The sequence below is a fragment of the Paenibacillus sp. sgz302164 genome (assembly GCF_056120505.1).
Window position 1 is genome coordinate 166,180 of sequence record NZ_JBVYOL010000012.1, and the last position, 26,139, is coordinate 192,318.

The 26,139-nt window shown below is 52.2% G+C and carries 23 protein-coding genes; all 23 read right to left on the bottom strand.

Going from position 1 to position 26,139, the window contains the following annotated elements; genetic code table 11:
• Positions 1 to 19 precede the first annotated feature (19 nt).
• The gene (locus AC0LWT_RS20740; protein WP_474683167.1) at positions 20 to 2,584 is read right to left on the bottom strand and encodes a DNA translocase FtsK; all 2,565 of its coding nucleotides are present in this window, start codon (positions 2,582 to 2,584) and stop codon (positions 20 to 22) included.
• A 70-nt stretch (positions 2,585 to 2,654) separates the two neighbouring features.
• The gene (locus AC0LWT_RS20745; protein WP_474683168.1) at positions 2,655 to 2,897 is read right to left on the bottom strand and encodes a YlzJ-like family protein; all 243 of its coding nucleotides are present in this window, start codon (positions 2,895 to 2,897) and stop codon (positions 2,655 to 2,657) included.
• The gene (locus AC0LWT_RS20750; protein WP_474683169.1) at positions 2,894 to 3,625 is read right to left on the bottom strand and encodes a ClpP family protease; all 732 of its coding nucleotides are present in this window, start codon (positions 3,623 to 3,625) and stop codon (positions 2,894 to 2,896) included. The genes AC0LWT_RS20745 and AC0LWT_RS20750 overlap by 4 nt, the downstream gene beginning before the upstream one ends.
• Positions 3,626 to 3,775: 150 nt before the next feature.
• Entirely contained in the window at positions 3,776 to 5,452 is a 1,677-nt protein-coding gene (locus AC0LWT_RS20755; protein ID WP_474683170.1) for a ribonuclease J, read from the bottom strand.
• A gap of 171 nt (positions 5,453 to 5,623) precedes the next feature.
• Positions 5,624 to 6,487, bottom strand: a complete 864-nt coding sequence (gene dapA, locus AC0LWT_RS20760; protein WP_474683171.1) for a 4-hydroxy-tetrahydrodipicolinate synthase — start codon at positions 6,485 to 6,487, stop codon at positions 5,624 to 5,626.
• A 27-nt stretch (positions 6,488 to 6,514) separates the two neighbouring features.
• Complete coding sequence (gene dapG, locus AC0LWT_RS20765; RefSeq protein WP_474683172.1) at positions 6,515 to 7,732, bottom strand: aspartate kinase; 1,218 nt, start codon at positions 7,730 to 7,732, stop codon at positions 6,515 to 6,517.
• Positions 7,733 to 7,783: 51 nt separating this feature from the next.
• On the bottom strand, positions 7,784 to 8,821 hold the full coding sequence (locus tag AC0LWT_RS20770) for an aspartate-semialdehyde dehydrogenase (RefSeq protein ID WP_474683173.1): 1,038 nt from the start codon (positions 8,819 to 8,821) through the stop codon (positions 7,784 to 7,786).
• Positions 8,822 to 8,853: 32 nt separating this feature from the next.
• Positions 8,854 to 9,450, bottom strand: coding sequence for a dipicolinate synthase subunit B (locus tag AC0LWT_RS20775; protein ID WP_474683174.1), 597 nt, complete (start codon positions 9,448 to 9,450; stop codon positions 8,854 to 8,856).
• Positions 9,447 to 10,346 (bottom strand): dipicolinate synthase subunit DpsA, encoded by a 900-nt coding sequence (dpsA, locus tag AC0LWT_RS20780; RefSeq protein ID WP_474683175.1) that lies wholly within the window; start codon positions 10,344 to 10,346, stop codon positions 9,447 to 9,449. The genes AC0LWT_RS20775 and dpsA overlap by 4 nt, the downstream gene beginning before the upstream one ends.
• Positions 10,347 to 11,578: 1,232 nt before the next feature.
• A complete protein-coding gene (gene dut, locus AC0LWT_RS20785) occupies positions 11,579 to 12,034 on the bottom strand; it encodes a dUTP diphosphatase (RefSeq protein ID WP_474683176.1) in 456 nt (151 codons plus the stop codon).
• A complete protein-coding gene (locus tag AC0LWT_RS20790) occupies positions 12,021 to 13,277 on the bottom strand; it encodes a M16 family metallopeptidase (protein WP_474683177.1) in 1,257 nt (418 codons plus the stop codon). The genes dut and AC0LWT_RS20790 overlap by 14 nt, the downstream gene beginning before the upstream one ends.
• 82 nt (positions 13,278 to 13,359) lie before the next feature.
• Positions 13,360 to 14,382, bottom strand: coding sequence for a polysaccharide deacetylase family protein (locus tag AC0LWT_RS20795; RefSeq protein WP_474683178.1), 1,023 nt, complete (start codon positions 14,380 to 14,382; stop codon positions 13,360 to 13,362).
• A 156-nt stretch (positions 14,383 to 14,538) separates the two neighbouring features.
• A complete protein-coding gene (gene pnp / locus AC0LWT_RS20800) occupies positions 14,539 to 16,641 on the bottom strand; it encodes a polyribonucleotide nucleotidyltransferase (protein WP_474683179.1) in 2,103 nt (700 codons plus the stop codon).
• Between the two features lie 380 nt (positions 16,642 to 17,021).
• Complete coding sequence (rpsO, locus tag AC0LWT_RS20805) at positions 17,022 to 17,291, bottom strand: 30S ribosomal protein S15 (protein ID WP_474683180.1); 270 nt, start codon at positions 17,289 to 17,291, stop codon at positions 17,022 to 17,024.
• Between the two features lie 152 nt (positions 17,292 to 17,443).
• Positions 17,444 to 18,391: a bifunctional riboflavin kinase/FAD synthetase gene (locus AC0LWT_RS20810; RefSeq protein ID WP_474683181.1), complete on the bottom strand. Its 948-nt coding sequence runs from the start codon at positions 18,389 to 18,391 to the stop codon at positions 17,444 to 17,446.
• A gap of 56 nt (positions 18,392 to 18,447) precedes the next feature.
• Positions 18,448 to 19,362 (bottom strand): tRNA pseudouridine(55) synthase TruB, encoded by a 915-nt coding sequence (truB, locus tag AC0LWT_RS20815; protein WP_474683182.1) that lies wholly within the window; start codon positions 19,360 to 19,362, stop codon positions 18,448 to 18,450.
• Positions 19,359 to 20,360 (bottom strand): DHH family phosphoesterase, encoded by a 1,002-nt coding sequence (locus tag AC0LWT_RS20820; protein WP_474683183.1) that lies wholly within the window; start codon positions 20,358 to 20,360, stop codon positions 19,359 to 19,361. Before AC0LWT_RS20820 ends, truB begins: the two co-directional genes overlap by 4 nt.
• Positions 20,357 to 20,716, bottom strand: a complete 360-nt coding sequence (rbfA, locus tag AC0LWT_RS20825) for a 30S ribosome-binding factor RbfA (protein WP_474683184.1) — start codon at positions 20,714 to 20,716, stop codon at positions 20,357 to 20,359. Before rbfA ends, AC0LWT_RS20820 begins: the two co-directional genes overlap by 4 nt.
• 7 nt (positions 20,717 to 20,723) lie before the next feature.
• Positions 20,724 to 23,612 (bottom strand): translation initiation factor IF-2, encoded by a 2,889-nt coding sequence (gene infB, locus AC0LWT_RS20830; RefSeq protein ID WP_474683185.1) that lies wholly within the window; start codon positions 23,610 to 23,612, stop codon positions 20,724 to 20,726.
• A 73-nt stretch (positions 23,613 to 23,685) separates the two neighbouring features.
• Positions 23,686 to 23,988, bottom strand: a complete 303-nt coding sequence (locus AC0LWT_RS20835; protein ID WP_474683186.1) for a L7Ae/L30e/S12e/Gadd45 family ribosomal protein — start codon at positions 23,986 to 23,988, stop codon at positions 23,686 to 23,688.
• On the bottom strand, positions 23,978 to 24,292 hold the full coding sequence (gene rnpM, locus AC0LWT_RS20840; RefSeq protein ID WP_474683187.1) for an RNase P modulator RnpM: 315 nt from the start codon (positions 24,290 to 24,292) through the stop codon (positions 23,978 to 23,980). The genes AC0LWT_RS20835 and rnpM overlap by 11 nt, the downstream gene beginning before the upstream one ends.
• A 46-nt stretch (positions 24,293 to 24,338) precedes the next feature.
• Positions 24,339 to 25,436 carry a transcription termination factor NusA gene (gene nusA / locus AC0LWT_RS20845; protein ID WP_474683188.1) on the bottom strand — a complete coding sequence of 366 codons (1,098 nt, stop codon included), beginning with the start codon at positions 25,434 to 25,436 and terminating at the stop codon, positions 24,339 to 24,341.
• 36 nt (positions 25,437 to 25,472) lie between these two features.
• Positions 25,473 to 25,937 (bottom strand): ribosome maturation factor RimP, encoded by a 465-nt coding sequence (rimP, locus tag AC0LWT_RS20850; RefSeq protein WP_474683189.1) that lies wholly within the window; start codon positions 25,935 to 25,937, stop codon positions 25,473 to 25,475.
• Positions 25,938 to 26,139 lie beyond the last annotated feature (202 nt).

A 26,139-nucleotide genomic window follows, 5' to 3' on the forward strand; every position in this document is an offset into this window, starting at 1 on the left:
GGAGTGTTCATCCGTACAGCTAGGAACTGATCCGGTTATGGTGGTACTGCTCGATCGACATCAATACTTCCCGCGGCTTGCTGCCCTCGTACGGCCCGACAACGCCCTTTGCTTCCATCGAGTCGATCAGCCGCGCCGCGCGCGTATAGCCGATTCTCATGCGGCGCTGCAGCAGCGAAACGGAGGCCTGCTTCGCTTCCAGCACGATTTGCACCGCCTGATCGTAAAGTTCATCCTCGAACTCGGCCTGCTGTTCCGGTTGATCTTCAATCTGCGGCACCATTTCCTCCTGGTAATTGGCCTGTTCCTGCGTACGCACGAAGTTGACCACATGCTCGACCTCCTGATCGGATAAAAAGGCCCCCTGCACGCGCACCGGCTTGGACGAGCCTACCGGCAAATACAGCATGTCGCCGCGGCCCAACAGCTTCTCGGCCCCGACCATGTCCAGAATCGTCCGCGAGTCGACTTGGGACGATACGCCGAAAGCGATCCTGGACGGGATGTTCGCTTTGATGACACCCGTGATGACATCGACCGATGGGCGCTGTGTGGCGATAATCAGATGGATGCCCGCTGCACGAGCCATCTGCGCAAGGCGGGTAATGGAATCTTCCACATCGTTTGCCGCCACCATCATCAAATCGGCAAGCTCGTCCACGATGACGACATAATAAGGGAGCGGAGCTTCCGTGCCCGTCTCGGTCAGCATCGCGTTATAACCTTCGATATTGCGTGTTCCGCTTTTGGAAAAAAGCTCATACCGCTTTTCCATCTCAACGACGATTTTTTTGAGCGCCAGAGATGCGCGGCGCGGATCGGTGACGACCGGCGCCAGCAAATGCGGAATGCCGTTGTATACGTTCAGCTCGACCATCTTGGGGTCGATCATCAAAAATTTGACTTCGTTCGGCTTTGCTTTGTACAGCACACTCGTAATGATGCCGTTGATACATACCGACTTCCCGGACCCGGTCGCACCGGCGACGAGCAAGTGAGGCATTCTGGCCAGATTACCGACGATCGGCTGACCGGAAATGTCCCGTCCCAACACGACGGACAGACGTGAGCTCGACTCCTGAAAAGCTCCGGTCTCCATGACTTCCCGCATCGTAACAATCGATACTTCCATGTTCGGCACCTCGATGCCGATGGCCGATTTCCCCGGAATCGGCGCTTCCATCCGGATATCCTTGGCGGCAAGCGCCAGCGCAATATCGTCTGTCAGACTGACGATACGGCTTACTTTTACCCCGACATCCGGCTGGATCTCGTAACGGGTAACGGCCGGCCCCCTCACAACCTCCAGCACTTTGGCGCGGACGCCGAAGCTCTCCAAAGTCGCTTCCAATTTTCTCGCGTTCGCTTTGTAATCGGACATCTCGCTGCCTTTGCCGACGGCAGGTTTGGCCAGCAGGTCAAGCGCCGGCATCACATACGGCTTGCTGCTCACGGCAGGTTTCTCTGTCTGAAACTCAAGCGTAACCGGCTCTTGATCGGCATCCGTCTCCTTCGGCGCAGTCTTGGCGGCAGGTTTAGCGGGAGCCTGCTGCACGGCAGGCGGCTCGACCACTTGCTGCTGCGTTTCCTGGTACACCTGCTCTTGGAAATCGCGGATAATCGGAATGACAGATTCGTCCTGCTGCTGATCGTGAAGGGAAGCTTCTTTATCATCGTCTTCGGCGTGATAAACCGTTTTCGGCGCCGCAGTTTTGGAAGAAGTGGAATCCTCCTCTTCTTCCTCCTCACGGGCAGATACGGGAGCCGCTTTGTTTTTTCTCGCCTCTTTGATCGGACGCAGCAGTTCCATGAACACCGGCGTTTTTTTCGCTCGCTTGACGGGCTGGAACACTTCTTCGTCGAACTCGTCGTCAACCGGGACGTACGCCGCTTTCTTCGCCTTGGCCGCTCCTCCACCGGACGGGGTGCTTTGCGGCTTGGCGGCGCTTCGATCCTGCAGCCATTCATGCATTCTGTCCTTGATGTTATCGCCGACGTTTTTAAAGCGTCCGCGAACCACATTGCCTACATCCACATAAGAAATGCCGGTCGCAAGAATGAATCCGATCGCAAAAAGCGCATATTGAATGAGCCGTGCTCCCAAATTGTCAAACAAAAAATACAAAATACTGTACAGGAACGCGCCGATCATACCGCCCCCGACGCCATGCTTGAGGGCTTCCTGTCCCGCTTCCGTAGGCTTCAAGCCTTCCATCATCGCATTCCAGGTCGATGAAATTACTTTGCCGGACGTGAAGCCTCCGTCGGGATACAGCTGCAAAAACAAATCGATATGATTTTTAATCAACAAAGCCAAAATAAACAGCAAAATTCCCGCTTTTTTGGTTGTACGCAGCGGCGGCCATGCTCTCTTGATCATTGCATATAAAGCGACATATATGAAAATCAGAGGAATGATGGAGTACCACGTTCCCACAAAAAAACGAAAAAGGTACATGAGCGAGTTACCGACATGCCCCTGCTGGGCGAGCGTGATAACCGCAAAAATTAAAATAACGATGCCATACAGTTCGAATAACAAGCTGTTTTTCAAATTCTTGTTTTTCCTCTTGCGTTTGGCCACGCTTGTCACCCCCAAGAACCACATTATACCATAGTTTGCTAGGGGGAGATACTGCCAGATCGGATAGCGTTTACTTGGCCGCTTCGTCTTCGCCAAAGCCCGGTACGTACGGGATGACGGTTCCCGGCGCATAACGCACGTTCAAATAATCCTGCGGATTGCCGCTGTGCAGCCGGACGATGCGGGCTTGCTTCCCGTTCATCGGCTCGACCTGCAGCGTAATCCCCTGATGCTGAATCTCCACATATTCTGGCTCGTAAGATTCGATCCCTTGAAAAATCACATCCATCGGTATGACCGAATAATGTATCATTGTACCATACCTCCATGCAGCTGTGATTTCCTTTGCTCAATTTGCTGATTCAGCTCTTGAATCGCTTCTCCCACGCCGCCGACTCTGTCAATCAGCCCGTATTTGACGGCGTCGGGGCCGATAACCGTGGTACCAATATCGCGCGTCAGTTCGCCGGTTTTGAACATCAGCTCTTTAAATTTCTCGTCCGTCACATTGGAATGCTTCGTTACGAAGCGAACGACGCGCTCCTGCATTTTATCCAAATATTCAAATGTTTGCGGAACGCCGATAACAAGCCCGTTCAAACGGATCGGATGAATCGTCATCGTAGCCGTCTCGGCAATGATCGAATGATTGGCGGATACGGCGATCGGCACCCCGATGCTGTGCCCTCCGCCGAGCACGAGCGTCACCGTCGGTTTCGACAAGGTCGATATCATTTCCGCAATCGCCAGTCCGGCCTCCACGTCACCGCCAACGGTGTTTAAAATAATCAATACCCCTTCTATTTTCGGATTCTGCTCGGCCGCCACCAACTGCGGAATAATATGCTCGTACTTGGTCGTTTTGTTTTGCGGCGGCAGCACGACATGCCCCTCTACTTGACCGATAATGGTCAAACAAAAAATGTTGGACTCGCCCGATGGCGTGTTCGTCTGTCCCAACTGCTGAATGTTTTCAAGCGCTTCATTTTTTTTGATTTCCTCTGTCGTGCCCGTTTCCTTTGACTGTTCCGATGTTCCCATATGCGTTCCTCCCTTTTCATAATCTTCCCTAGTATGAATAGTCAGGAGCTCTTTCATTCATTTGCACATTGTCTGGCGAATGAAAAAGCTCTCCCCGCAATCGGGGAGAGCTCGTCATTATTTGCATAGGTTCAAGTGACTAGTTGAAGACTAGACTTCCATAATAATCGGAAGAATCATCGGTCTTCTTCTGGTTTGCTCATATAAAAAACGTCCTAGCGCATCTTTAACATTTGTTTTTAACGATGCCCATTCATTTACATTTTCATTCATTAACTTCGTTAATGTATTTGTTACGATTCGATTGGCTTCTTCCAACAGACCTTCGGATTCACGGACATACACGAACCCTCTGGATATGATATCCGGGCCGGAAAGTATGGTGCCATCCTGCTTGCTGAGCGTTACCACTACGACCAGGATCCCGTCCTGAGACAGCAGCTTCCGGTCGCGAAGCACGATGTTGCCTACATCTCCTACACCTAAACCGTCAATCAAAATGTTGCCGCTTTGTACTTTGGAGCCTTTGCGGGCAACTCCGTTCTGAACTTCAACCGTATCTCCAATATCGCAAATGAAAATATCGTCTTTGTCAATGCCGACGGACTCTGCAAGCAAACCGTGCTGGCGCAGCATGCGGTATTCACCGTGGATCGGAATGAAATATTTCGGTTTCATTAAATTCAGCATCAGCTTCAGCTCTTCTTGGCTGCCGTGGCCTGATACGTGAACTCCCGTTACAGAACCCGGACCGTAAATGACATTCGCGCCAATGCGGAACAGTTCATCTACCGTACGGCCGACATAACGCTCATTGCCCGGAATCGGAGTCGCCGCGATAATGACCGTATCTCCCGGTAAAATATCGACTTTGCGATGCGTGGAACGCGCCATCCGCGTTAACGCGGACATCGGCTCGCCCTGGCTTCCCGTCGAAAGGATAACGACCCGGTCGGCGGCAAGCTTATTCACTTCCTCAGGCTCGATCAGCATACCGTCCGGTATGTGTAAATAACCGAGCTCGCTGGCAATCGATACGACGTTCACCATGCTTCGTCCGATTACCGTTACTTTGCGGTTTGTCGCCGCAGCGGCATCGAATACTTGCTGAACGCGATGAATGTTGGAAGCGAACGTTGCAATCACGACTCTTTGCTTCGCTTTGCGGAAAACCTCTTCGATTTCCACGCCGACACTTTTCTCGGAACCTGTGTAACCCGGCTTTTCTGAATTCGTACTGTCTGAAAGCAAAGCCAGTACGCCCTTTTTCCCGATCTCCGCCATACGGTGCAAATCTGCATATTGATCATTGACCGGCGTTTGATCGAATTTGAAGTCGCCTGTATGAACGACTACGCCTTCCGGCGTATCCAGGGCAACCCCGACGGAATCCGGGATACTATGGTTTGTCTTGAAGAATGAGGCCGTGATCGTACCCAGCGGAAGAACCGTATCCGAATTGATTAAAATGCGTTTGGTCTCCCCAAGTAAGTTAGCTTCCTTCAACTTTGCTTCAATCAGTCCGAGTGTCAGCTTCGTAGCGTACACAGGCACATTCAGATGCTTAAGCACATACGGCAAGCCTCCGATGTGATCCTCGTGTCCGTGAGTGATAATAATCCCTCGAACTTTATCACGGTTTTCCGTTAAATAGCCGATATCAGGTATGACAATGTCAATGCCGAGCATGTCCTCTTCAGGGAACTTCAAACCGCTATCAATCACTACAATATCATTCGCATACTGCACGCAGTACATATTTTTTCCGATTTCGCCCACGCCGCCAAGAGCGAAGATCAAAAGTTTGTCATTATTTTTTTTGGACAAGAATATACCTCCTTCTAAGATTGGACGACGAATTTTAAATGAGAAACCGAACCAGTCACTTGCCACCATTATACATGAAGAAAAACAGCAATTACAAGTCGCTATCCTTTAAGCGCTAGTGTCCCCAAAAAAAGAAAACCGATGCTGGAAGCACCGATCCTTTAGGCGTTATCATTCAAAAAGAGATTGGATGAATTGTCCTTCTTGCTCGGATACGTTTACTAGCGGCAGTCTGACTCCACCTGTATGCATTCCTTTCAAAGCCAAAGCATGCTTGATCGGAGCAGGACTCGGAACACGGAATATACCTGTAAATACAGGATGAAGCTTGCGATGCAGCTCCGCCGCTTGCTGTATGTTGCCTTCCAAATAATACTTTATCATAGATTGCATGTCTTTTCCAATCACATGACTGGCCACGCTGATAATTCCATGACATCCGACGGCCAGAGCGGGCAGCCCGTTGCTGTCGTCGCCGGTATAGACCGTAAAACCGGACGCCGCTCCGCTCACGATACGCGTAAGCTGATCCGTGCCGGCGCAATCTTTGGTCGCTACGATATTCGGTATTTGCGAAAGCCGGATCGTCGTATCCGCATCTATATTCACTCCCGTGCGCCCTGGCACGTTATAGAGTATGACCGGAAGCTCCACGGACTCGGCAACCGCTTTGAAGTGCTGATACAGCCCTTCCTGCGAAGGACGGTTATAGTAAGGAGCTACGACGAGCAAAGCGTCGACTCTGAGCTTTTCAACCTTTTGGGACAGATGGATCGTATGCGCTGTGTCATTACTGCCTGTACCTGCGATAATTTTGCAGCGTCCTCTGGCGTAACGGACGGATGCTTCGATCAAGCGCAGCTTCTCCTCTTCCGTCAATGTCGGCGACTCCCCCGTCGTTCCGCAAATGACGAGGCTATCCGAATGCTGCTCCTCGATCAAATAGTCGATCAGTGGCTCTACCTGGCTCCAGTTGACTTCTAAATTCTCGTCGAACGGAGTTACCATCGCTGTAATTAATCTTCCGAAATCCACCGTATTATGCCTCCTACGTGTAACGATTTACATGTTCAAATAAAACTTATGATGAAGCGCTCTCACCGCTTTTCTCATATCGTCGCCCTGCACAAGCACCCAGATTGTCGTATTGGAATCGGCCGATTGCAAAATACGGATATCTTCTTCGGTCAACGCCTCTACGATACGGGCCATAATGCCCGGCACGCCGTTCATGCCTCCGCCGATGACGGAAACTTTGGCGCAGCCGCTTAACGCTCTCGGTTCATAGCCTTGGCTTCGCAGCAGCTTGACGGCCCGCTCCGCTTCTTGATCAAAAACGGTATAGACAACCCCCGAAGGGTTCACATTGATAAAATCGACGCTAATCTGATTTTGCGCCATCGTTTTGAATACTTTGAGCTGCAAATCAAATTGCCCGTCTACAGCGGCGACCTGAATTTGCGTAATATTCGTAAACTGCGCGATGCCTGTCACAAAGCGGTCATCCACTTTGCTGTCCTCATGCGCCGCATTGTCCACTGCCGCCACGAGCGTCCCTTCTTCTTTGGAAAATGTCGAACGGACGCGAATCGGGATATTCGCCTGCATCGCCACTTCCACGGCGCGGGGGTGAATCACTTTGGCGCCGTTGTGCGCCATGTTGCATATTTCCGCAAAGCTGACTCTTACGAGCGGCTTCGCATCTTCCACGATTCTCGGGTCCGCCGTCAAAATCCCTTTGACATCGGTAAAAATATCGACAATTTCAGCCTTGAGAGCAGCTCCCAGCGCCGTGGCGGACGTATCGCTGCCCCCGCGGCCGAGCGTTGTCAATTCGCCTTGGCCGGTTTTGCCCTGGAAGCCGGCAACGATGACAACGAAGCCCTGCTCCAGATGTTCGACAATCCGGTTCGGTTGAACGGATACGATCTGCGCGTTGCCGTGCACATCGTTCGTCTGAATCCCGGCTTGCCCGCCTGTCAGAACCGTGGAACGGATTCCTCTGGCTTGCAGCAAGCTGCACAAATGGACTGCGGATATCAATTCCCCGCAGCTCATCAGCAAATCGAGCTCCCTGGCCGGAGTCCCTTCCCCGTTCTGGCGTACCAGATCAAGGAGGGTGTCCGTGGCGTAGGGCTCGCCTATTCTTCCCATCGCGGAAACGACTACGACTAATTTATAGCTGTCTGCTAATGCGTCTTGAATGTGTCCGATGACATGTTCTCTGGCTTGAGCGGTGGAAAGCGAAGTACCTCCAAATTTTTGCACAAGGATTCGCATGAGTTTCCCCCATATTCATGTCCATCTGCATAAATCAAGCAGCTGGTGCGATTATTGTTCTATAGCAATATATTCAGCAATTTGCACGGCATTCCAGGCAGCGCCTTTGAGCAGGTTGTCGGAGACGATCCAGAGGTTGAGGCCTCTCGGATTGCTCAAGTCGCGGCGCACGCGGCCTACGAAGGTCTCCAGCTTGCCTGCCGCGTCCGTTGCGAGCGGATACTGCTGTTCGGCCGGATTGTCGACAAGAACGATGCCGGGGGCGTCGGCCAGCAAGCTCTTCACTTCCTCGATATCGAAGTCATCTTTCAACTCGACATAGACGGATTCGGAGTGGCCGTAAACGACCGGAATGCGCACGCATGTAGCCGTCACTTCAAGGGACTCGTCGCCCATAATTTTTTTCGTTTCCAAAATCATCTTCATCTCTTCGTTCGTAAAGCCGTTGTCCAAAAATTTGTCGATTTGCGGAATCGCATTGAAGGCGATTTGGTGCTTCACCGGTAAAGAACCAACCGGCAAAATGTCGGGATTCGCCGCTCTTCCTTCAAGAACTTCCTTGGACTGTCTCAGCATTTCGTTGATCGCTTTGGCGCCTGCGCCGGAAACGGCTTGATAGGTCGAAACGATAATACGCGAAATGCCGAAACGGTCATACAGCGGCTTGAGTGCCGCCACCATTTGAATCGTCGAGCAGTTCGGATTGGCAATAATGCCTTTGTGTTCGTTGATTTTGTCAACGTTCACCTCGGGCACGACGAGCGGAGTTTCCGGGTCCATACGGTACGCGCTCGTATTGTCGATACAGATCGTGCCGGCCTGAACGGCATGCGGAATCAGCGCCTTGGAGACGTCCCCTCCGGCGCTGAACAAGGCAATATCGACCCCTTGAAAACTTTCGGGAGCCGCTTCCTGAACCGTGATTTCCTGACCTTTAAAAGCAAGCTTGACGCCTGCGGATCTGGCGGATGACAACAGCTTCAATTCCTTAATGGGGAAATTTCGCTCTTCCAATAGACGGATAATTTGTTCTCCGACGGCACCGGTAGCGCCGACTACTGCAACGTTAAATAATTTCTGGTTCGACATGTCCTGTCCTCTCCCCTGTGAAGAATATATATTTATTGATATAGAAATCTCTCAATGATCATTGGCTGCAGCTGCTTGCCTTCCAATGCGGATTCGCAGGCTTCCATGATGAGATCCATTCTGGCTACTAACGAATTGGGCTTCGCTCCGGGAGCGTCCTGACCGAAAGGGACGAAGTAAATATTTTTCGTAATCAGAAGCTTTGCGATGTTCATCGCATTAAGACCAAGCCCGTCATTCGTGGAAATGGCCAGGACAAGCGGGCGCTGGTTTCTCATTTGAGCTTTGGCCGCCATGAGCACAGGGCTTTCCGTCATCGCATTGGCAAGCTTGCTTGTCGTGTTGCCTGTGCAAGGCGCAATGACCATGACGTCAAGCAGCTTGGAAGGCCCTAGAGGCTCGGCTTCGACGATCGAGGATATAATCTCGCTGCCTGTGATTTCCTTCAATTGCCGCTGCCAATCCGCCGATTTGCCAAAACGCGTATCCGTTGTCAAGACCGAATTCGATACGATGGGGACTACGCGAGCTCCCGCATCTACGAATCTCTTAATCTGCGGCATAACTTCCTCCAGCGTACAATGAGAGCCGGTTAAAGCATAGCCGACCGTTTTCCCCGCCCAATTCATTTCACATCGCTCCTGTCTTTGAAGTCTTCCTCAATCAGTTGGCTTAGCGTGTTCGCCATGATGCGGCCAGCTGTTTTCGGTGCGACAATGCCAGGCAGTCCGGGTGCGAGCATCGCTTTGATCCCCCGTCTCTCGGCAAACCGGAAGTCCGTTCCGCCGGGCTTGGAGGCCAAATCGATGATCACCGCGCGATGCGGGATATTGGTAATAACTTGCGCTGTGACTATCATAGTCGGAATTGTGTTAAAAAGCAAGTCAATATTGGCCACTTCCAAGTACAACTCCCTCGTATAGAAGGGCTGAAATCCCATCTCCCACGCTCTCGCAAAATGCTCCGCCTTGCGCACGCCGATTTTGACTGTCGCACCTAGTCCCTGCAGCGTTCTTGCCATCGTAAAACCCGTGCGGCCAAAGCCCAGAACCATGCATACGGAACCGTGAATCGTAATATCCGTATTTTGAATGGCCATCATGAGGGCGCCTTCGGCCGTCGGAATCGAGTTATAAATGGCAACGTCATCCCGGTCAAACAATTCAATCAATCCGATACCGTGTGCCGCGCAAAGCTTCTTTAAATAACCTTTGGCCATACCCGTATATACTTTGGCATGTCTTGGCAGAGCGGTCATATGATCATCGGTCAAAATCAATTCTTCACTGGAAAAGATGGACTCCACTTGTCCCGAATCGTCTGTACCGACGGCAGGCAGTATCAGTACATCGATCGTTTCAAACAGTGACGGACGAAGCCTGGCGTTGGTCACTCCGCTGAATTGCCGTCCCAAGTTGTCGAAGCCGATTAAAGTAACCGCGGCGTCAAGCTCGGTAAATTTCTGAATCACTTCTAGCTGCCGGGCGTCGCCGCCCATGAAAGCAACCGAAATACCAGTAAGCATTCCCGCTTACACCCCTTTCTCGGTCGTTACGATAAGTTATAATATGCTTACGCCTAAGGATGCGTTACTTGTCGCAAGGAGTTTCGTCAAGCGTTTCACCGGGCTTTGCCGTACTTCCCGCACATTGAAATTCTTACACAATCGCAGGCTTTTCGCCTACGCGTGTAAAACCTGCAAAAACTCTCACGACGCCGTAGCCGTCACTCCACAGCAAGAAAGTAATCAGCTCTACTGCGGTTAAAGTGCGGTTTTTTTCTGTGCATGCGGCCATTACGAGAAAAAACGTGCGATTGTCCGGCTGTTGAGAAAATCGTGTAGGGAGGCTCTCATCACGAAGAGGAAAAATTGATTTAAACCGATTTGAGAGGGATATTTAGGCCATAAAAGTGGGTTTCTCAACAGCCCGGATTATGCAGAAACTCCCGATAAAAGAGCTTGAGCTCATTTACCCGCGGAAAAACTCGCACAATTGTAGACCGTTGAGAAAAACGTACATTGTAGAGGCGCATCTCTATCAACGTGTAGAAAACGTGCAAAATCGGATTGTGGATAGAGTGAGGGGCTAGTGGAATCGGAGGGGGTGCGGTCGCTCTTCCCCAACCCACGCTCTCCTGCAAGGGTTGTGGCGCTGAAGTGGGAGCACGAGGCGGCTTGGCAAGGAGAAAACCTGCGAAAGTGCAGGTTTTTTCCGTAAAAGTGGTTCATCTTGGCGAAAAGCCTGCGATTATACAGGAATTTTCGATGAAAATGAACCTAGGCCCCTGTTCGCGGCGAAAAGCCTGTACATTTGCAGGAATTTTTCGACGGCAGCGTATCCGCGGGCAAAAAACTGCACTTTTGCAGGTTTTCTTCGCGTAATCAAGTAGATTGTGCGACCGCGGCTCTGGAGTGTTGGTTCTGGGCAACCCGTGAAATTGCAGGAATATTTCGCTGCGGTCGACCAATCGCCGTCATGCAGCGCAACACCGCGCGCTGAGAGCCGCGCGGCCAGCCCATCCGTTGAGCAAAAACTGCATTACGAAAATAGAACACGGCAGACCTGAGTTATTTCACCATGTGGGGTGACGTTCGCGACCTCATGAGAGCTTTTGTGGGCTTTCGCTTTCGCGCCCCGGAGCCGGCACAATTGAAAAAAGACGCCATCCAACCGCTTGATACAGTGGTTGGATGGCGTCAGATCGTTGCGGCTGACGAGGACAGCCGCTTTATACCGGAACGCGCCGGCTTCGCCGTTAGCGTCCCGTATGCCCGAACCCGCCCGAGCCGCGCTCGGTCTCGGTCAATTCCTCGACCTCGGTGAGCCGGATCTGCGGGACGAGCTGGAACACCATTTGCGCGATCCGCTCCCCGCGCTGAATCGTGAACGGCTCCTGCCCGTGGTTGATCAGGAGCACCTTGATTTCGCCGCGGTAGTCGGCGTCGATCGTGCCCGGCGAATTCAGCGAAGTGATGCCGTGCTTGTACGCAAGGCCGCTGCGCGGGCGGATTTGCGCCTCCAGCTCGGGCGGCATGCTGAGCGCAAAGCCGGTCGGTATGAGCAGGCGCTCGCCGGGCTGCAGCACGACGGGCTCGCTCACGGCGGCGTGCAGGTCGAAGCCGCTGGCGGCGGCGGACATTTTGCGCGGCAGCTCGATGTCTTCATGACCGGGGAGCCGCTTGATTTGTACGTCAAAATCAGGAATTGACAAGCTGATCCCTCCTAAACTCTTTCAGCGCGGCATCGGAATGCCCGACCATGGACAAAGCGAACGGCGTGGCGAACAACGTTTTCGTCAGTTCCCGGACATGATCCATCTGTACGCTCTCGATGCGCCGGATCATTTCGTCCAGGCTGTAATGCTTGCCGGTCATCAGCTCGTTTTTGCCCAGCCGGTTCATGCGGCTTCCCGTGCTTTCCAGACTTAGGATCAAGCTGCCCTTCAGCTGTTCCTTGCCTTTTTTCAGCTCGGAGTCCGTGATTCCGTTTACGGCGATGTCGTGCAGCAGCTCCAAAGTCACTTTAAGCACTTCTTCGGTCTGCTTGGGGGCCGTTCCCGTGTAAATGGTAAACATGCCGCTGTCGATATGGGAAGAATGATAGGAATAGACGGAATACGCCAGTCCGCGCTTCTCGCGAATCTCTTGAAACAGCCTCGAGCTCATTCCCCCGCCGATAGCGTTGTTCAGCAAAACGATCGGATACAAGTTTTCCTCCTGCAAGGATAACCCCGGGAGCGAGAGGCAAATGTGATTTTGCTCGGTTTTCTTTTCGTGAAAAACAAGCTCGCTCAAAAAGTCGGGAGCATCGTAGCCGGTTTCTTGGCCGGTTTGAGTAAAGCTTCCAAAATGCCGCTCGATTAATTCGCGCGCGCTGTCGTCGATGTTGCCGGCGATGCTGATCACGGTATTTTCCGTGTTGTAGTACTGCTTCATGTAGCGGCGCAGGTCGTCGGGCTTCATTGCGGACAAATTGTCCTGCGTTCCAAGAATCGTGTAGCCGAGCGAATGGGAGCCGTACGCCGCTTTAGCGAGCAAATCATGGACCAGATCGTCCGGCGTGTCTTCATACATCGAAATTTCCTCGAAGATGACGTTCTTCTCTTTCTCCAGTTCGGTCTCGTCAAAAGTCGAATGGAAAAACATATCGGCAAGAACGTCCATAGCCAACGGCAGATGATCGTCCAGCACTTTGCAGTAATAGCAAGTGTATTCTTTGGAAGTGAACGCGTTCACATTCCCGCCGATGCCGTCGAAAATTTCGGCGATGTCTTTGGCGGAATGGCGTTCCGTGCCTTTAAAGAGCATATGTTCGATAAAATGCGAAATGCCGTTATTGTCCGGCTTTTCGTTGCGTGAGCCTGTCTTGACCCAAATTCCGAACGATACCGAACGGCACGTCGGGATTTGTTCCATAACTACTCTTAACCCGTTATGTAAGCGGTAGTTGATCACCAATGTTCCTCCTCGAATGAAACGCCTAAAATGCTGCTCCCCCAATTATACTTACTTAGTCTAACAAAAATGTTCCATCGACTCAACTTTGCAGATTCGGTTCGGGAACCCGGCTCGGGGAAATGAGCTCGCTTACCGTCCCCAAAGTAAGTCCTTTATTTTTAATGGTGCGGATCATCCCGGCAAGCGCTTCGCTGGAAGACGCCGTCGGATGCATCAAAATAAGCGAGCCCGGCTCCACATTTTGATTCAGCCGCTGGATGATGCGATCCGCCCCCGGATTTTTCCAATCAATCGTATCGAACGTCCACAATATCGTTTTGAGCTTGTATTCGGCGGCAACCTGAACGGTCTCTTCGTTAAAATAACCGGACGGCGGTGCAAACAGCTTGTTTTCGACACCCAGCCGTTTCAGCAGTTCCTCCGTCTTGCCGATCTCTTCCGCTGCTTTGGCCCGGCTAACCGTCCTCATATCCTTGTGGGAATATGCGTGATTGGACAGCTCGTGTCCTTCGTTTAAAATTTGCTTTGCCAGCTCCGCGTTTTTGCTCAGCCACATGCCGTCGAGAAAAAAAGTCGCGTGCACGTTCTCTTTCCGGAGCGTCGCCAGCATGCTGTCCAAGTATTCGTTGCCCCAGGCGACATTGATCATAAAAGAAACCATCGGTTTCTTGGGATTGCCTTTATATATCGGATTCGGCCCCAAATCGTTCAATTGTACGTTGGGAGGCGTCTCTTTCATCACATAATGGATTGTTCCCGGAGTCAGCCGGTGCTCGGCTAGCTTGAGCGTCTCCTCGACGTCGACCTCCAAACCGTTGTAGCCGGGTATCGCTTTCCAGACGCGGTCCAATTTGGCGTCAATGGGCGAGATTTTGCGTTTCTCCGCTTCGACTTTGATCGTCTCAAGCAGATGACCGGGCTGCTCCCGGACCGGATCAAACGTTTGGGCGGAAGCCGGGCTGTTCGTACGGCCAGCCGCTGCATAAGGCTTAGAGCCGGATTTTACAGCATCTATGAAGGCGTCTATGCTTGGGACAGCTTCGATACCGGTCAACATCGCCAGAAAGAAGCTTCCGAGCAGCAGCCATTTTTTGTTGACCATTCTCTTGTCCTCCTCTACCCTATGTCCTGAGCTTATGCCTGCAAGGACAAGAATAGAACGGCGCAGAAAGCCCTGATAAAAAGCAAAAAAGAGACAGACTGATCTGACTCTTTATCCTGGCGCATATGAAATTGTGACTGCGCAAGTCACACGGCTTTAGGTTTGAGCCGGGACTTGCGAAGTTAATGTAGCTTTGCGGGAAAGATTGACACGGCCTTGCTGGTCGATTTCGGTCACTTTTACCGTAATTTGATCGCCGACATTCACGACATCTTCCACTTTCGCCACGCGCTCGGTAGATAGCTGCGAAATGTGCACCAGCCCTTCCTTGCCTGGCAAAATTTCCACGAAGGCGCCGAATTTTTCAACGCGTTTCACCGTACCGAGATAAGTTTCGCCGACGACGACTTCGCGGACGATGCCTTCGATGATCGAACGGGCTTTCTCGTTCATCTCTTGGTTAGAAGAAGCGATAAATACGCGGCCATCCTGCTCGATGTCGATTTTCACGCCGGTTTCTTCAATAATCTTGTTGATGATTTTACCGCCTGCGCCGATGACATCGCGGATTTTGTCCGGATTGATCTGCATCGTAACGATTTTCGGAGCATAAGGCGAAAGAGCTTTCTTGGGCTCGTCAATGCGCGCGAGCATTTTGTTCAAAATGTGCATGCGGCCTTCTTTGGCTTGCTCCAAAGACTGCTGCAAAATGCTGCGGTCGATGCCGTCGATTTTGATATCCATTTGCAGCGCGGTTACGCCTTTGGCTGTTCCGGCCACTTTGAAGTCCATGTCCCCGAGGTGGTCTTCCATGCCTTGAATGTCGGACAAAATCGAGAAATGGTCGCCGTCTTTAATAAGACCCATGGCGATACCCGCTACAGGAGCTTTAATCGGCACTCCGGCATCCATTAATGCCAGTGTGCTGGCGCAAATACTTGCCTGGGACGTCGAACCGTTTGATTCCAGCACTTCCGATACGAGACGGATCGTGTAAGGGAAATCGGTCTCATTCGGGATGATCGGCTCAAGAGCCCGTTCGCCAAGCGCACCGTGACCAATTTCTCTGCGGCCCGGCGGACGAAGCGGTCTGGCTTCCCCTACGCTGAACGGCGGGAAATTGTAGTGATGCATGAACCGTTTGGTTTCCGTCAGGTCGAGACCGTCGAGAATTTGCACATCGCCTAATGCGCCCAATGTACATATGCTTAATGCTTGCGTTTGTCCGCGTGTGAACAGTCCGGAGCCGTGTGTGCGCGGCAGCAGCGTGATGTCGCACTCGATCGGACGAATTTCTTCGAGCTTGCGGCCGTCAGGTCTCACTTTGTCGTGAGTGATCAGTCGGCGTACTTCTTCCTTGACGATATCGTACAGCGTTTCTTTCACATCGTCCATGCTGTCCGGCGTTTCCGCATATACCCCAGTGAAATGCTCGACGGCGTCGGCATTCACGGCGTCAATCGCTTCCTGTCTGGCATGCTTCTCGGCAATTTTGATCGCTTCCACGAGGCGCGCTTGCGCAAAGTCGCGAACAGCCTTGCTCACTTCCGCATCGACCGTGTGAAGCTTCACTTCCATTTTCGGCTTGCCCGCCTGTGCGGTAAGCTCTTCAATGACCGCAACGATTTTGCGGATTTCGTCATGGCCGAACATAATCGCTTCCAGCATGACTTCCTCCGGAACTTCGTTCGCGCCCGCTTCCACCATCATGATCGCGTCTTTGGTTCCTGCGACGGTCAGGTGAATGTCGCTTTTCTCGGCTTGCTCCGTCGTCGGATTGATGACGAATTGACCGTCGACGCGGCCGACGATAACGCCGCCGATCGGACCGTTGAACGGCACGTCAGAGATGCTCAGCGCAGCGGACGTACCGATCATCGCCGCGATTTCGGGAGAGCATTCCTGATCGACGCTCATGACGATCGATACGATCTGTACGTCGTTGCGGAAGCCTTCCGGAAACAGCGGACGGATCGGACGGTCAGTCAGACGGCTGGCCAAAATCGCTTTCTCGCTCGGGCGTCCTTCCCGCTTGATGAATCCTCCAGGGATTTTGCCTACGGAGTATAATCTTTCTTCATAGTTGACGGTTAACGGGAAAAAATCGATATCCTTCGGCTCGCTGGACGCCGTAACCGTACATAGCACGACCGTATCGCCGTAACGTGCGGTAACGGCGGCGTTGGCCTGTTTGGCGAGCCGGCCCGTTTCCAGAATAAACGGTCTGCCGCCGAGGTCCATTTGTACCCTTGTCTCCATAATATCCTCCTTCAAGTTTGGCTTTTCAGTGCGCAAAAACAGAGTCAGGCCCGAAAATATGTACCTAACATATGTACCTAACGTTGAGTCTTCCTCTATTTCTGCATACTCACCAGTATTTCCTTCTTTTACGGTTTTAAAAATAACAATGGTGCATCCGATTGTCCGGTCCCGGTCCCGGAACGCACATTGTCCGTGTACACAAGGATAAACGACTCCGTCGTCCTTCTGGGACGAACGCGTTTATCAAGGTAGATGCGAAGCAAAAGTATAAAACATATACTTTCTTATCTACAGAAAAAGCAACCTTATGCCGCTCTTTCGCTCGGCTCTTATCGAGCCCAGCCATGGAGCGGCAGGTTGCTTCTCGTTGTCGGTTTTTATCGACGCAAGCCGAGCTTTTCAATCAAAGCACTGTAACGTTTCACATCTTTGTTCTTCAGGTATGTCAGCAGCTTACGGCGTTGTCCGACCATTTTGAGCAAACCGCGGCGGGAATGATGATCTTTCTTGTGCGTCCGCAGATGATCCGTCAGGTTAACAATGTTTTCCGTAAGGATAGCGATTTGTACCTCTGGAGAACCCGTGTCGGTATCGTGTACCTTGTGAGTTTGAATCAGTTGAGTTTTGCGCTCTTGTGTTAATGCCATCCTTGTTCACCTCCTGTTTCAAAGTATCCCCTGTAGCCCAGAAAACGCCGGTGATAGCGTGGTTCCAAGCTAAGGTTCCAGCCAAAACGATGCTTCGCTTTGACAACGTTCATCAGTATATCATATCGAATAGGCAGATGTAAATGCCTGGATTATAAAATGGCTGAGAATATTTCTTTCGCAGCCCCGGCATCTTGACCGATTTGCGCAATCAATTCATCGACCGAAGCGAATTTCCGTTCCTGCCGGAGATAAGCGACCAGTTCGACTGCAACTTCCTCGCCGTAAATATCACCGGAAAAATCGAACAAATGAGCCTCCAAAGTCGGTTTCAGCTCCCCGGTTTCAAAAGTGGGCTTTACTCCGATATTCATAACCCCTTTGTAATGCTCCCCTTTAACATGGGCTTTAACCGCATATACGCCGTTGGCCGGTATGACAAAAGGCTCTTCCAGCCGAATATTGGCCGTCGGAAATCCGATGGTGCGCCCGCGCTTGTACCCGTCTACGACTGTGCCCCGCAGGCTGTAATAACGCCCCAGGAGCCTGCTGGCCGTTCCGATGTCGCCTTGCTGGAGGGCGTCCCGCACCGATGTGCTGCTCACTTTTTCTCCATCCATATGAAAAGGGCGAACGACTTCTACGGCGAATTTGCCGTGACTCAGCTCGCAAAGCGAATCCGGATTCCCCCGCCCCTGAAAGCCGAAGGTGAAATCAAAGCCGCAAACGACGCTTTCCACGCCCAGCACGTGCAGAACTCGGTCCACAAAATGTTCGGGAGACAACCGCATGAGCGAAGCATCGAAAGTGACTATGTAAACATGATTCACGCCAAGGGAAGCAAAAATTTCCATCTTCTTGCTCATCGGCGTTAATAGTTCGACATATTTGTCCTGGCCCATCACGGCTCTGGGATGAGGATGGAACGTCATAATGGAAGCGGGAAGTTTCAGCTGCTCTGCGGTATGGATCGCGCGGCCGATCACTTCCCTATGCCCCAAATGAACGCCGTCAAAATCACCGATCGCGAGTACCTGCTTGCCGACGCAGAGAGGAGCCGATTCCAGATCAATCGGATATGATAGCTGAATAATTTTCATAAAAACTGAATTCACCTGCCTATTTCAGCCCGTCCGGTCATGAATCATACGGAAAATTATAAAAATATTTTTACGGGAACAAGCGTTTGATCCCCTTTATTCCATTCAAATAAACCCAGAAAACGCCCGTCCGGCGAATAAGCGCGGAGCAGCGGCTGCAAAGCGCGAACATGCGGAATGCGTCCGGCCTGGCAAGCGATTCGTTTGCCCTGGAGCGCATGCTCCGCTTCCTTGGCTGAAAGCCGCACTTCGGGAATATGCGAAACTGCTTGATCCATGGGGATCATTTTTGCTTGCAGCGTGCCCGCCGCCTTCAGCTGCTCGATCTGCTCAAAGGTCAGACACTGCTCCTGGCGGATATTTCCAGTTGAGGTGCGGATCAAGCTTTTCATCACCGCCGGATAGCCCAGTGCCTTGCCGATATCGACACACAATGTGCGAATGTACGTCCCCTTGGAGCAGCTTACCCGAAAATGGATCTCAGGGTGCTTCGCGTCCGCATCGATGCGCAAAATCTCGATGCCGTGAATCGTTACTTTTCGCGACTTGCGCTCGACTTCCTTGCCTTCGCGGGCCAGTTCGTAGAGCCTCTTTCCGTCCACTTTCACGGCCGAAAACATCGGAGGAACCTGTTCGATCTCCCCCACGAACGACGCCAGAGCGGCGCGGATCTCGTCCTCCCGAAGCGAGACTTGTCCGGCCTCTTCGAGGACGGTTCCCGTCATATCCTCCGTGTCCGTCGCCAGACCGATCAGAAGCACGGCCTCGTATTCCTTCGGCAGATCCTGAATGTATTCCACCATCCGCGTAGCTCGTCCTACGCATAAGGGCAGCACACCCGTAACCTCCGGGTCCAGCGTCCCCGTATGGCCGATCCGCTTGACGCCCAGCAGGCGCCTGGCTTTGGCGACAACGTCGTGCGACGTAAAGTTTTTCGGTTTCCATACCGGCAAAACGCCTTCTAACGTCATATCAGTTCTGTCCCTACTTCCTGAATCATGGTTGCCACCGCTTCATCCAGCGTTCCGTGAATCGTACAGCCCGATGCCCGGACATGGCCGCCGCCGCCCAAAGCTTGCGCGATGCGGGCTACGTCCACTTTGCCTGCGGAACGGAGACTCACTTTGATGACACCGGCGGCTTTTTCCTTGAACAGCATCCCCACCTCGACGCCTTCCACATTGCGCGGGTAGTTGACCAGCCCGTCGAGATCTTCGCCGGAAGCCCCGGTTAACTCGAGATCCTCAAGCGAAACGGCAAGCCAGGCCAGCTTGCGGTCGCAAGCAAACGAAAGCGTCGGAAGCGCCTTTTGCAGCAGTTCGATCTGGGCAAATGTCAACCGCTCGAGCACCTGCTCGGCGATGTCCGCGCCCTTCACCCCTAGCGCCAACAAAGAAGCGCCTATTTGCAGCACCTCCGGCGTTGTGTTCGAATAGCGGAAACCTCCCGTATCGGTCAAGAGTCCCGTATAAATGCATTCCCCAAACGCCAGAGCGGGCTTGAGGTTCATATGCAATGCCAGATCGTACAAAATTTGCACGGTAGCCGCTGCGTCATCCTTGATCAAATGACACTTCCCGAATTTGTCGTTCGTAGGATGATGGTCAATGTTGAGCAGTTCCGCCTGATCGTCAAAAAGAGTGCTGATCTTGCCTATTCTGGAAAAATCAGCACAATCTACGCTTATGATCGTTTGAAAACTGCGGGCCGGACGCTCCTTGCCGAAGTCCAGCACCCTATCGCTTCCCCACAAATAAGCGAATTTGGATGGCATGGGACCTTCGTTGATCATTGTGAAACATTTCCCAAGCTGCTGCAGCATCCACCCTGTCACATATGTAGAGCCGGCGGCATCCCCATCCGGCTGGATATGGGATACCACCAGGAAATCGTCATGCTGCTCGATAAACTTTGCAGCGGCATCAAGCTGCTGCCTGTACTCGGGTGCATGGTTCATTCCGCTCGTCATAAGTTCGGATTTCCTTCCTCGTTGAGCTTGTGCAGCAGTTGGTCGATGCGGCTTCCATAGTCAATGGAGCTGTCAAACTTGAATTGAAGTTCGGGAATTTTGCGCAAACGAATTCGCTTGCCGAGCTCCGAACGGATATACCCGGTGCCGGAGGCCAACGCTTTGAGCGTGGCTTCCTTCTGCTCGTCGGTTCCCATAACGCTCAGGAACACGCGCGCAAGGGATAAATCGTTCGTAACTTCTACGCCGGTTACCGTCAAAAATCCGATACGCGGATCCTTCAATTCGGATTGTATAATTTGGCTGAGCTCTTTCTTGATTTGCTCGCCTACACGTCCTACTCTTACTCTGGCCATACGTCAATCACCTCTCAACAGTTTCCATGATGAAGGCTTCGATAACGTCCCCTTCTTTAATATCATGATAACGCTCCAGAGATATACCACATTCGTAGCCTTGAGCGACTTCTTTTGCATCGTCCTTGTATCTTTTCAGGGAATCGATCTTGCCTTCATGCACGACGATGCCGCCGCGGATCAAGCGAGCCTGAGCGTTGCGCGTAATTTTGCCGGAGGTGATCATGCAGCCTGCGATCGCCCCGACGCCGGTAATTTTGAACACGTTGCGCACTTCGGCTTGACCGAGCACGTTCTCTTTGAAGATCGGATCCAACATGCCTTTCATGGCCTGCTCGATTTCTTCAATGACGTTGTAGATGATGTTGTGCAGACGGATATCCACTTTTTCCTGATCGGCCGTCGCTTTCGCAGCAGGCTCAGGACGAACGTTAAAGCCGATGATGATCGCATTCGAAGCGGAAGCGAGAATAATATCCGATTCCGTAACCGCGCCGACGCCGTTATGAAGAATTTTTACGCGTACGCCTTCGACTTCAATTTTCTCCAGGGAGCTTTTCAGCGCTTCGACCGAACCTTGAACGTCCCCTTTGATGATGACATTCAAATCTTTGATTTCGCCGTCTTTAATATGTTTGAAGAGATCATCCAGCGTAACGCGCGCGTTGGCGCCCATTTCGGACTGGCGAAGCGCGGTCGCGCGTCTTTCCGCGATGTCTCTGGCTTTGCGCTCATCCTCGTAAGCAAGGAACGGATCCCCTGCTTGAGGCACCTCGGTCAGACCGGTGATTTCGACCGGTGTAGAAGGACCTGCTTCTTTCAAACGTTTGCCTTTGTCATTGACCATCGCTCTGACGCGGCCGAAGCATACGCCGGCTACGAAGCTGTCGCCGACTTTGAGCGTGCCGTGCTGAATAAGAATACGGGCCACGGGACCTCTTCCTTTGTCCAGCTCAGCCTCGATGACTGTTCCTCTTGCCCGCTTGTTCGGATTCGCTTTGTACTCCTGAACTTCGGCGACAAGCAAAATCATCTCCAGCAGGTTCTCAAGTCCGATGCGCTGCTTCGCGGAAATTTCGCAGAAGATCGTGTCTCCGCCCCATTCTTCCGGCACGAGTTCAAATGCCGTAAGAGCCTGCTTGATTTGATCCGGATTAGCGCCTTCTTTATCGATTTTGTTCACAGCGACGATGATCGGGCAGCCGGCCGCTTTGGCATGGTTGATCGCTTCAACGGTCTGAGGCATAACGCCGTCATCCGCCGCAACGACGATAATTGTAATATCCGTCACTTGAGCGCCGCGGGCACGCATCGTTGTGAACGCTTCGTGGCCCGGAGTATCCAGGAACGTAATTTTTTTATGGTTCACTTCGACCTGATAAGCGCCGATATGCTGCGTGATGCCGCCTGCTTCGCCTTCCGTCACATTCGTTTGGCGGATAGCGTCGAGCAGGGTCGTTTTACCGTGGTCGACGTGACCCATGATCGTAACGACCGGAGGACGCTCCAGAAGATCGGCTTCATCATCGACTTCTTCGAATGTCTCAAAGCGGTCTTCTTCGACTTTGATCTTAACTTCGACCTCAACTCCGAATTCGTTTGCGATGAGTTGGATCGAATCCAAATCAAGCTCCTGGTTAATCGTCGCCATGACGCCCAGGAAGAGCAGCTTTTTAATGACTTCCGAAGCGTCTTTATGAAGCAGTTTGGCCGTTTCGCCGACCGTCATGCTGCCGCGGACGATGATCTTCTTCGGCGTATTGTCGATTTTCTCTTTCTTCACTGGTTCCTGCTGGAATCTGCCTCTTTGATTGCCTCTTTGGTTGTTTCTGGAATTGCCGCCTGGGCCGCGGTTGCCGCCTTGTTTGCCATCGTCGAAACGTTTGGTCGTCGGCTTCGTTTTCTTCGTCGTTTTCACGCCGGCTTTAGCCGCCGCTTCATCCAATTCCGCTGCCGTCGCGCCGACGTGGAACTGCGGCTTCGCTTCCTGAATGACCGGTCTGCTGCTCTGATTGTGGCGGTTGTCAAACTGACGGGCCGGACGGTTCGACGAAGTGCTGCGGTTCGGAGTGCCTCCGCCTTGTGGACGGTTGCCGCCTCCCGCATTCGATCCGCCGGACGAAGTATTGCCGCCCTGATTCGGGCGAGGGCCGGAATTGTTGAAGCCGCCGCTGCGGTTGCCGCCGCCTTGACCCTGACCTTGGCCTTGCCCGCCTGAGCGCCCATTAAAATTGCCGCCGCCGGAAGGACGCTGATCGTTCTGACGGTACGGTCTTTGATCGCCGGAACGCTGCTGGCCGCCTTGACGCTGGTCTCCGCTGCGATTGCCGCCGCCTTGACCCTGGCCTTGACCTTGACCTTGACCTTGACCTTGATAATTCGTGCGTTGACCCTGGCCCTGGCCTTGCCCGCCTTGGCGTTGGTCGCGCTGCGGCTGAGCCGGACGGCTGGCCACATATTGATCGTCGGAGCGTCGGGATTGCCCGCCTTGATGGCCCTGTCTTTGGCCTTGCGATGCTTGATTATGCTGTTGTTGAGGCGCGGATGGTTTTGTTCCGCTGCCGCTGTTTGCTTGCTGCGATGCCGGTTTCGAAGCCGAGTTCGCAGCTCCTTTATTTTCTGGTGTAGAACCCTGTCCTGCAGGCTTCTGATTAGTCGTCGTTGAGTTCACATTTCCTCCGTCCGTAGCTGCCCGCTTGGCAGCCGCATTTGCTTTAATATCGCGAAAAAATCTTTCCACACTATCCACCGCTTCATTCTCCATGACGCTCATGTGATTGTTAACGGGAATATTTAAACGTTTGAGAATCGTAATGATCTCTTTGCTGCTCATATTGAGCGATTTGGCATATTCGTAAACGCGAAGTTTGTCCTTATTATCCTGTTTATTTGTCAATACTTTTCACCTCCGCAGTAATTATACTGAAAGCGGACTGCATCTAACTTCTTTTAAACATCGGAGCCGGCTTTCAGTCTACCTGACACTTCAGCAGCATCTGTGCGAAGCCTCCGTCCAAGACGCCGAGAATGACGCGCATTTCCTTGCCAATGCTGCCTCCCAGTTCCGCCTTGGAGCCCATTTCCATGAGCGTAACCCCATAGAATCGGCATTTATCTTGAAACTTTTTGTGCGTATTGGCGGAAGCATCCTCTGCGATAATGACCAGTTTGGCCTCGCCCGAGCGAATGGCCTTCATCACGCCTTCGTCGCCGGTTACCAACTTGCCTGCCCGCATGGCTAAACCCAAATGAGATAAAAATTTATTCTTCATCGTCCGTCATCTCCTCTTTCGAAGAGATAAACTCGTCTTCCACTTTAATGAAATCCTGCTCCAACTGGTCGTAAATTTCAGCGCTCACCGTATGCTTCAGCGCCCGGTCCAGCGCCTTGCTTTTCTTGGCCAGCTTAAAACAGGAAACTTTGCCGCACAGGTAGGCACCGCGCCCGGACTTTTTCCCTTTCAGATCGATAAGAATCTCGCCGTCAGGCGTTTTGACGATGCGGATCAGTTCCCGCTTCGGCATCATCTCCTGGCAGGCCACACATTTTCTCAAAGGGACTTTTCTTTGTTTCATTCCCCGGTCACCCCCTTGATTTCGGCAAACTTAAGCGCAGTCCGGCTTAATCGATGCTGACGGAATCCTGATGCATCTCTTCCGTCGATGTCCTCGGTCTGCCGTATTCTTGTTCCGCTTGCGATTCGCTCTTGATATCGATCTTCCAGCCGGTCAGTTTAGCCGCCAGACGGGCGTTCTGACCTTTGATGCCGATCGCGAGCGACAATTGATAATCCGGCACGATCACGCGGGCCATTTTCTCCGTTTCATGCACTTGCACTTCGAGCACTTTAGAAGGGCTGAGCGCGTTGGCAACGTACTCTTCCACGCTCTCCATCCAGCGCACGATGTCGATTTTCTCGCCTCGCAGCTCGCTGACGATCGTCTGCACGCGCATTCCTTTCGGGCCTACGCAGGAGCCGACGGGATCCACTTCGTCATTGCGGGAGTGCACGGCGATCTTGGAACGGAAACCGGCTTCGCGCGCTACGGAGCGAATTTCAACCACGCCGTCGAAAATTTCCGGAACTTCCAGCTCAAACAGCCGTTTGAGCAAGCCCGGATGCGTTCTCGACAAAATGATTTGCGGACCTTTGGTCGTATTTTCCACTTTCGTAATGTAAGCCTTGATCCGGTCGCCTTGCTTGAATTTGTCGGTCGGCATCAGTTCGGTAAGCGGAAGCACGGCTTCTACCTTGCCCAGGTCCACATAAATGTTGCGTTGATCCTGGCGCTGCAAAATGCCTGTTACGATATCTTCCTCTTTATCGATAAAAGCGTTGTAGATCAAGCCTCTCTCCGCTTCGCGGATACGCTGGGTGACGACCTGCTTTGCCGTCTGGGCGGCAATACGGCCGAAATCGCGCGGCGTAACTTCAATCTCCACGATGTCGTCAAGCTGATAGTTCGGATTGATTTCCCGGGCCGCGTGAAGCGAAATTTCCATTCTTGGGTCCAGCACTTCTTCCGTCACGTTTTTGCGAGCGTAAACTCTAATCAAACCCGTTTGGCGGTTAATGTCTACGCGCACATTCTGCGCGGTGTTGAAATTTCTTTTATAGCTCGAAATCATCGCTGCCTCGATCGCGTCAATCAACAGCTCCTTGGAGATGCCTTTCTCACGTTCAATTTCCGACAGCGCTTCGATAAAATCCATGTTCATTTGAACCGAGTTCCCCCTTTCAATAAATAGCAATCGCTAAAAGACTATGGCCAACCTGGCGCTGGCTACTTTTGCGAGCGGAATCGTGCTCTTCTTTTTGCCAGCTTCAACGACAAGCTGCTCACCGTCGTAAGACAACAGCAACCCTTCGAATTCCTTCGCACCGTCAATCGGCTCATAAGTCGTAATAAATACATGACTGCCTACAGCCTTCTGATAATCTTGAGGCTTTTTCAGCGGACGCTCCGCCCCCGGCGAAGATACTTCCAGGAAATAAGCGTCGGCGATCGGATCCTTCTCGTCGAGCTTGGCGCTTAAATATTCGCTGATACGGCCGCAATCATCTATATCAATGCCGCCTTCTTTGTCTGCATAGACGCGAAGGAACCAGTTGCTGCCTTCTTTGACGTATTCGATATCCACGAGCTCAAATCCATTCTGCTCGATGAAATCTTTCAGCATGTCCTCAACGACGGATTTGATGTGCGCTTGTGTAACCACGTATTGATATACCCTCCTAAATTGAACTTTCGCATTCTGAGCAGCTTCATAAGCCAACCTACCCGCGCCGGCTACACCCAGCGCGAAAAGTCCTATATCAAAATGTAAAGAGTGGGTTTCCCCACTCTTTAATCACAAGATGATATCCTCATTATTGCCAAGAAAAATTATACCATAACCGTTAACGGCTTTACAATAGGAA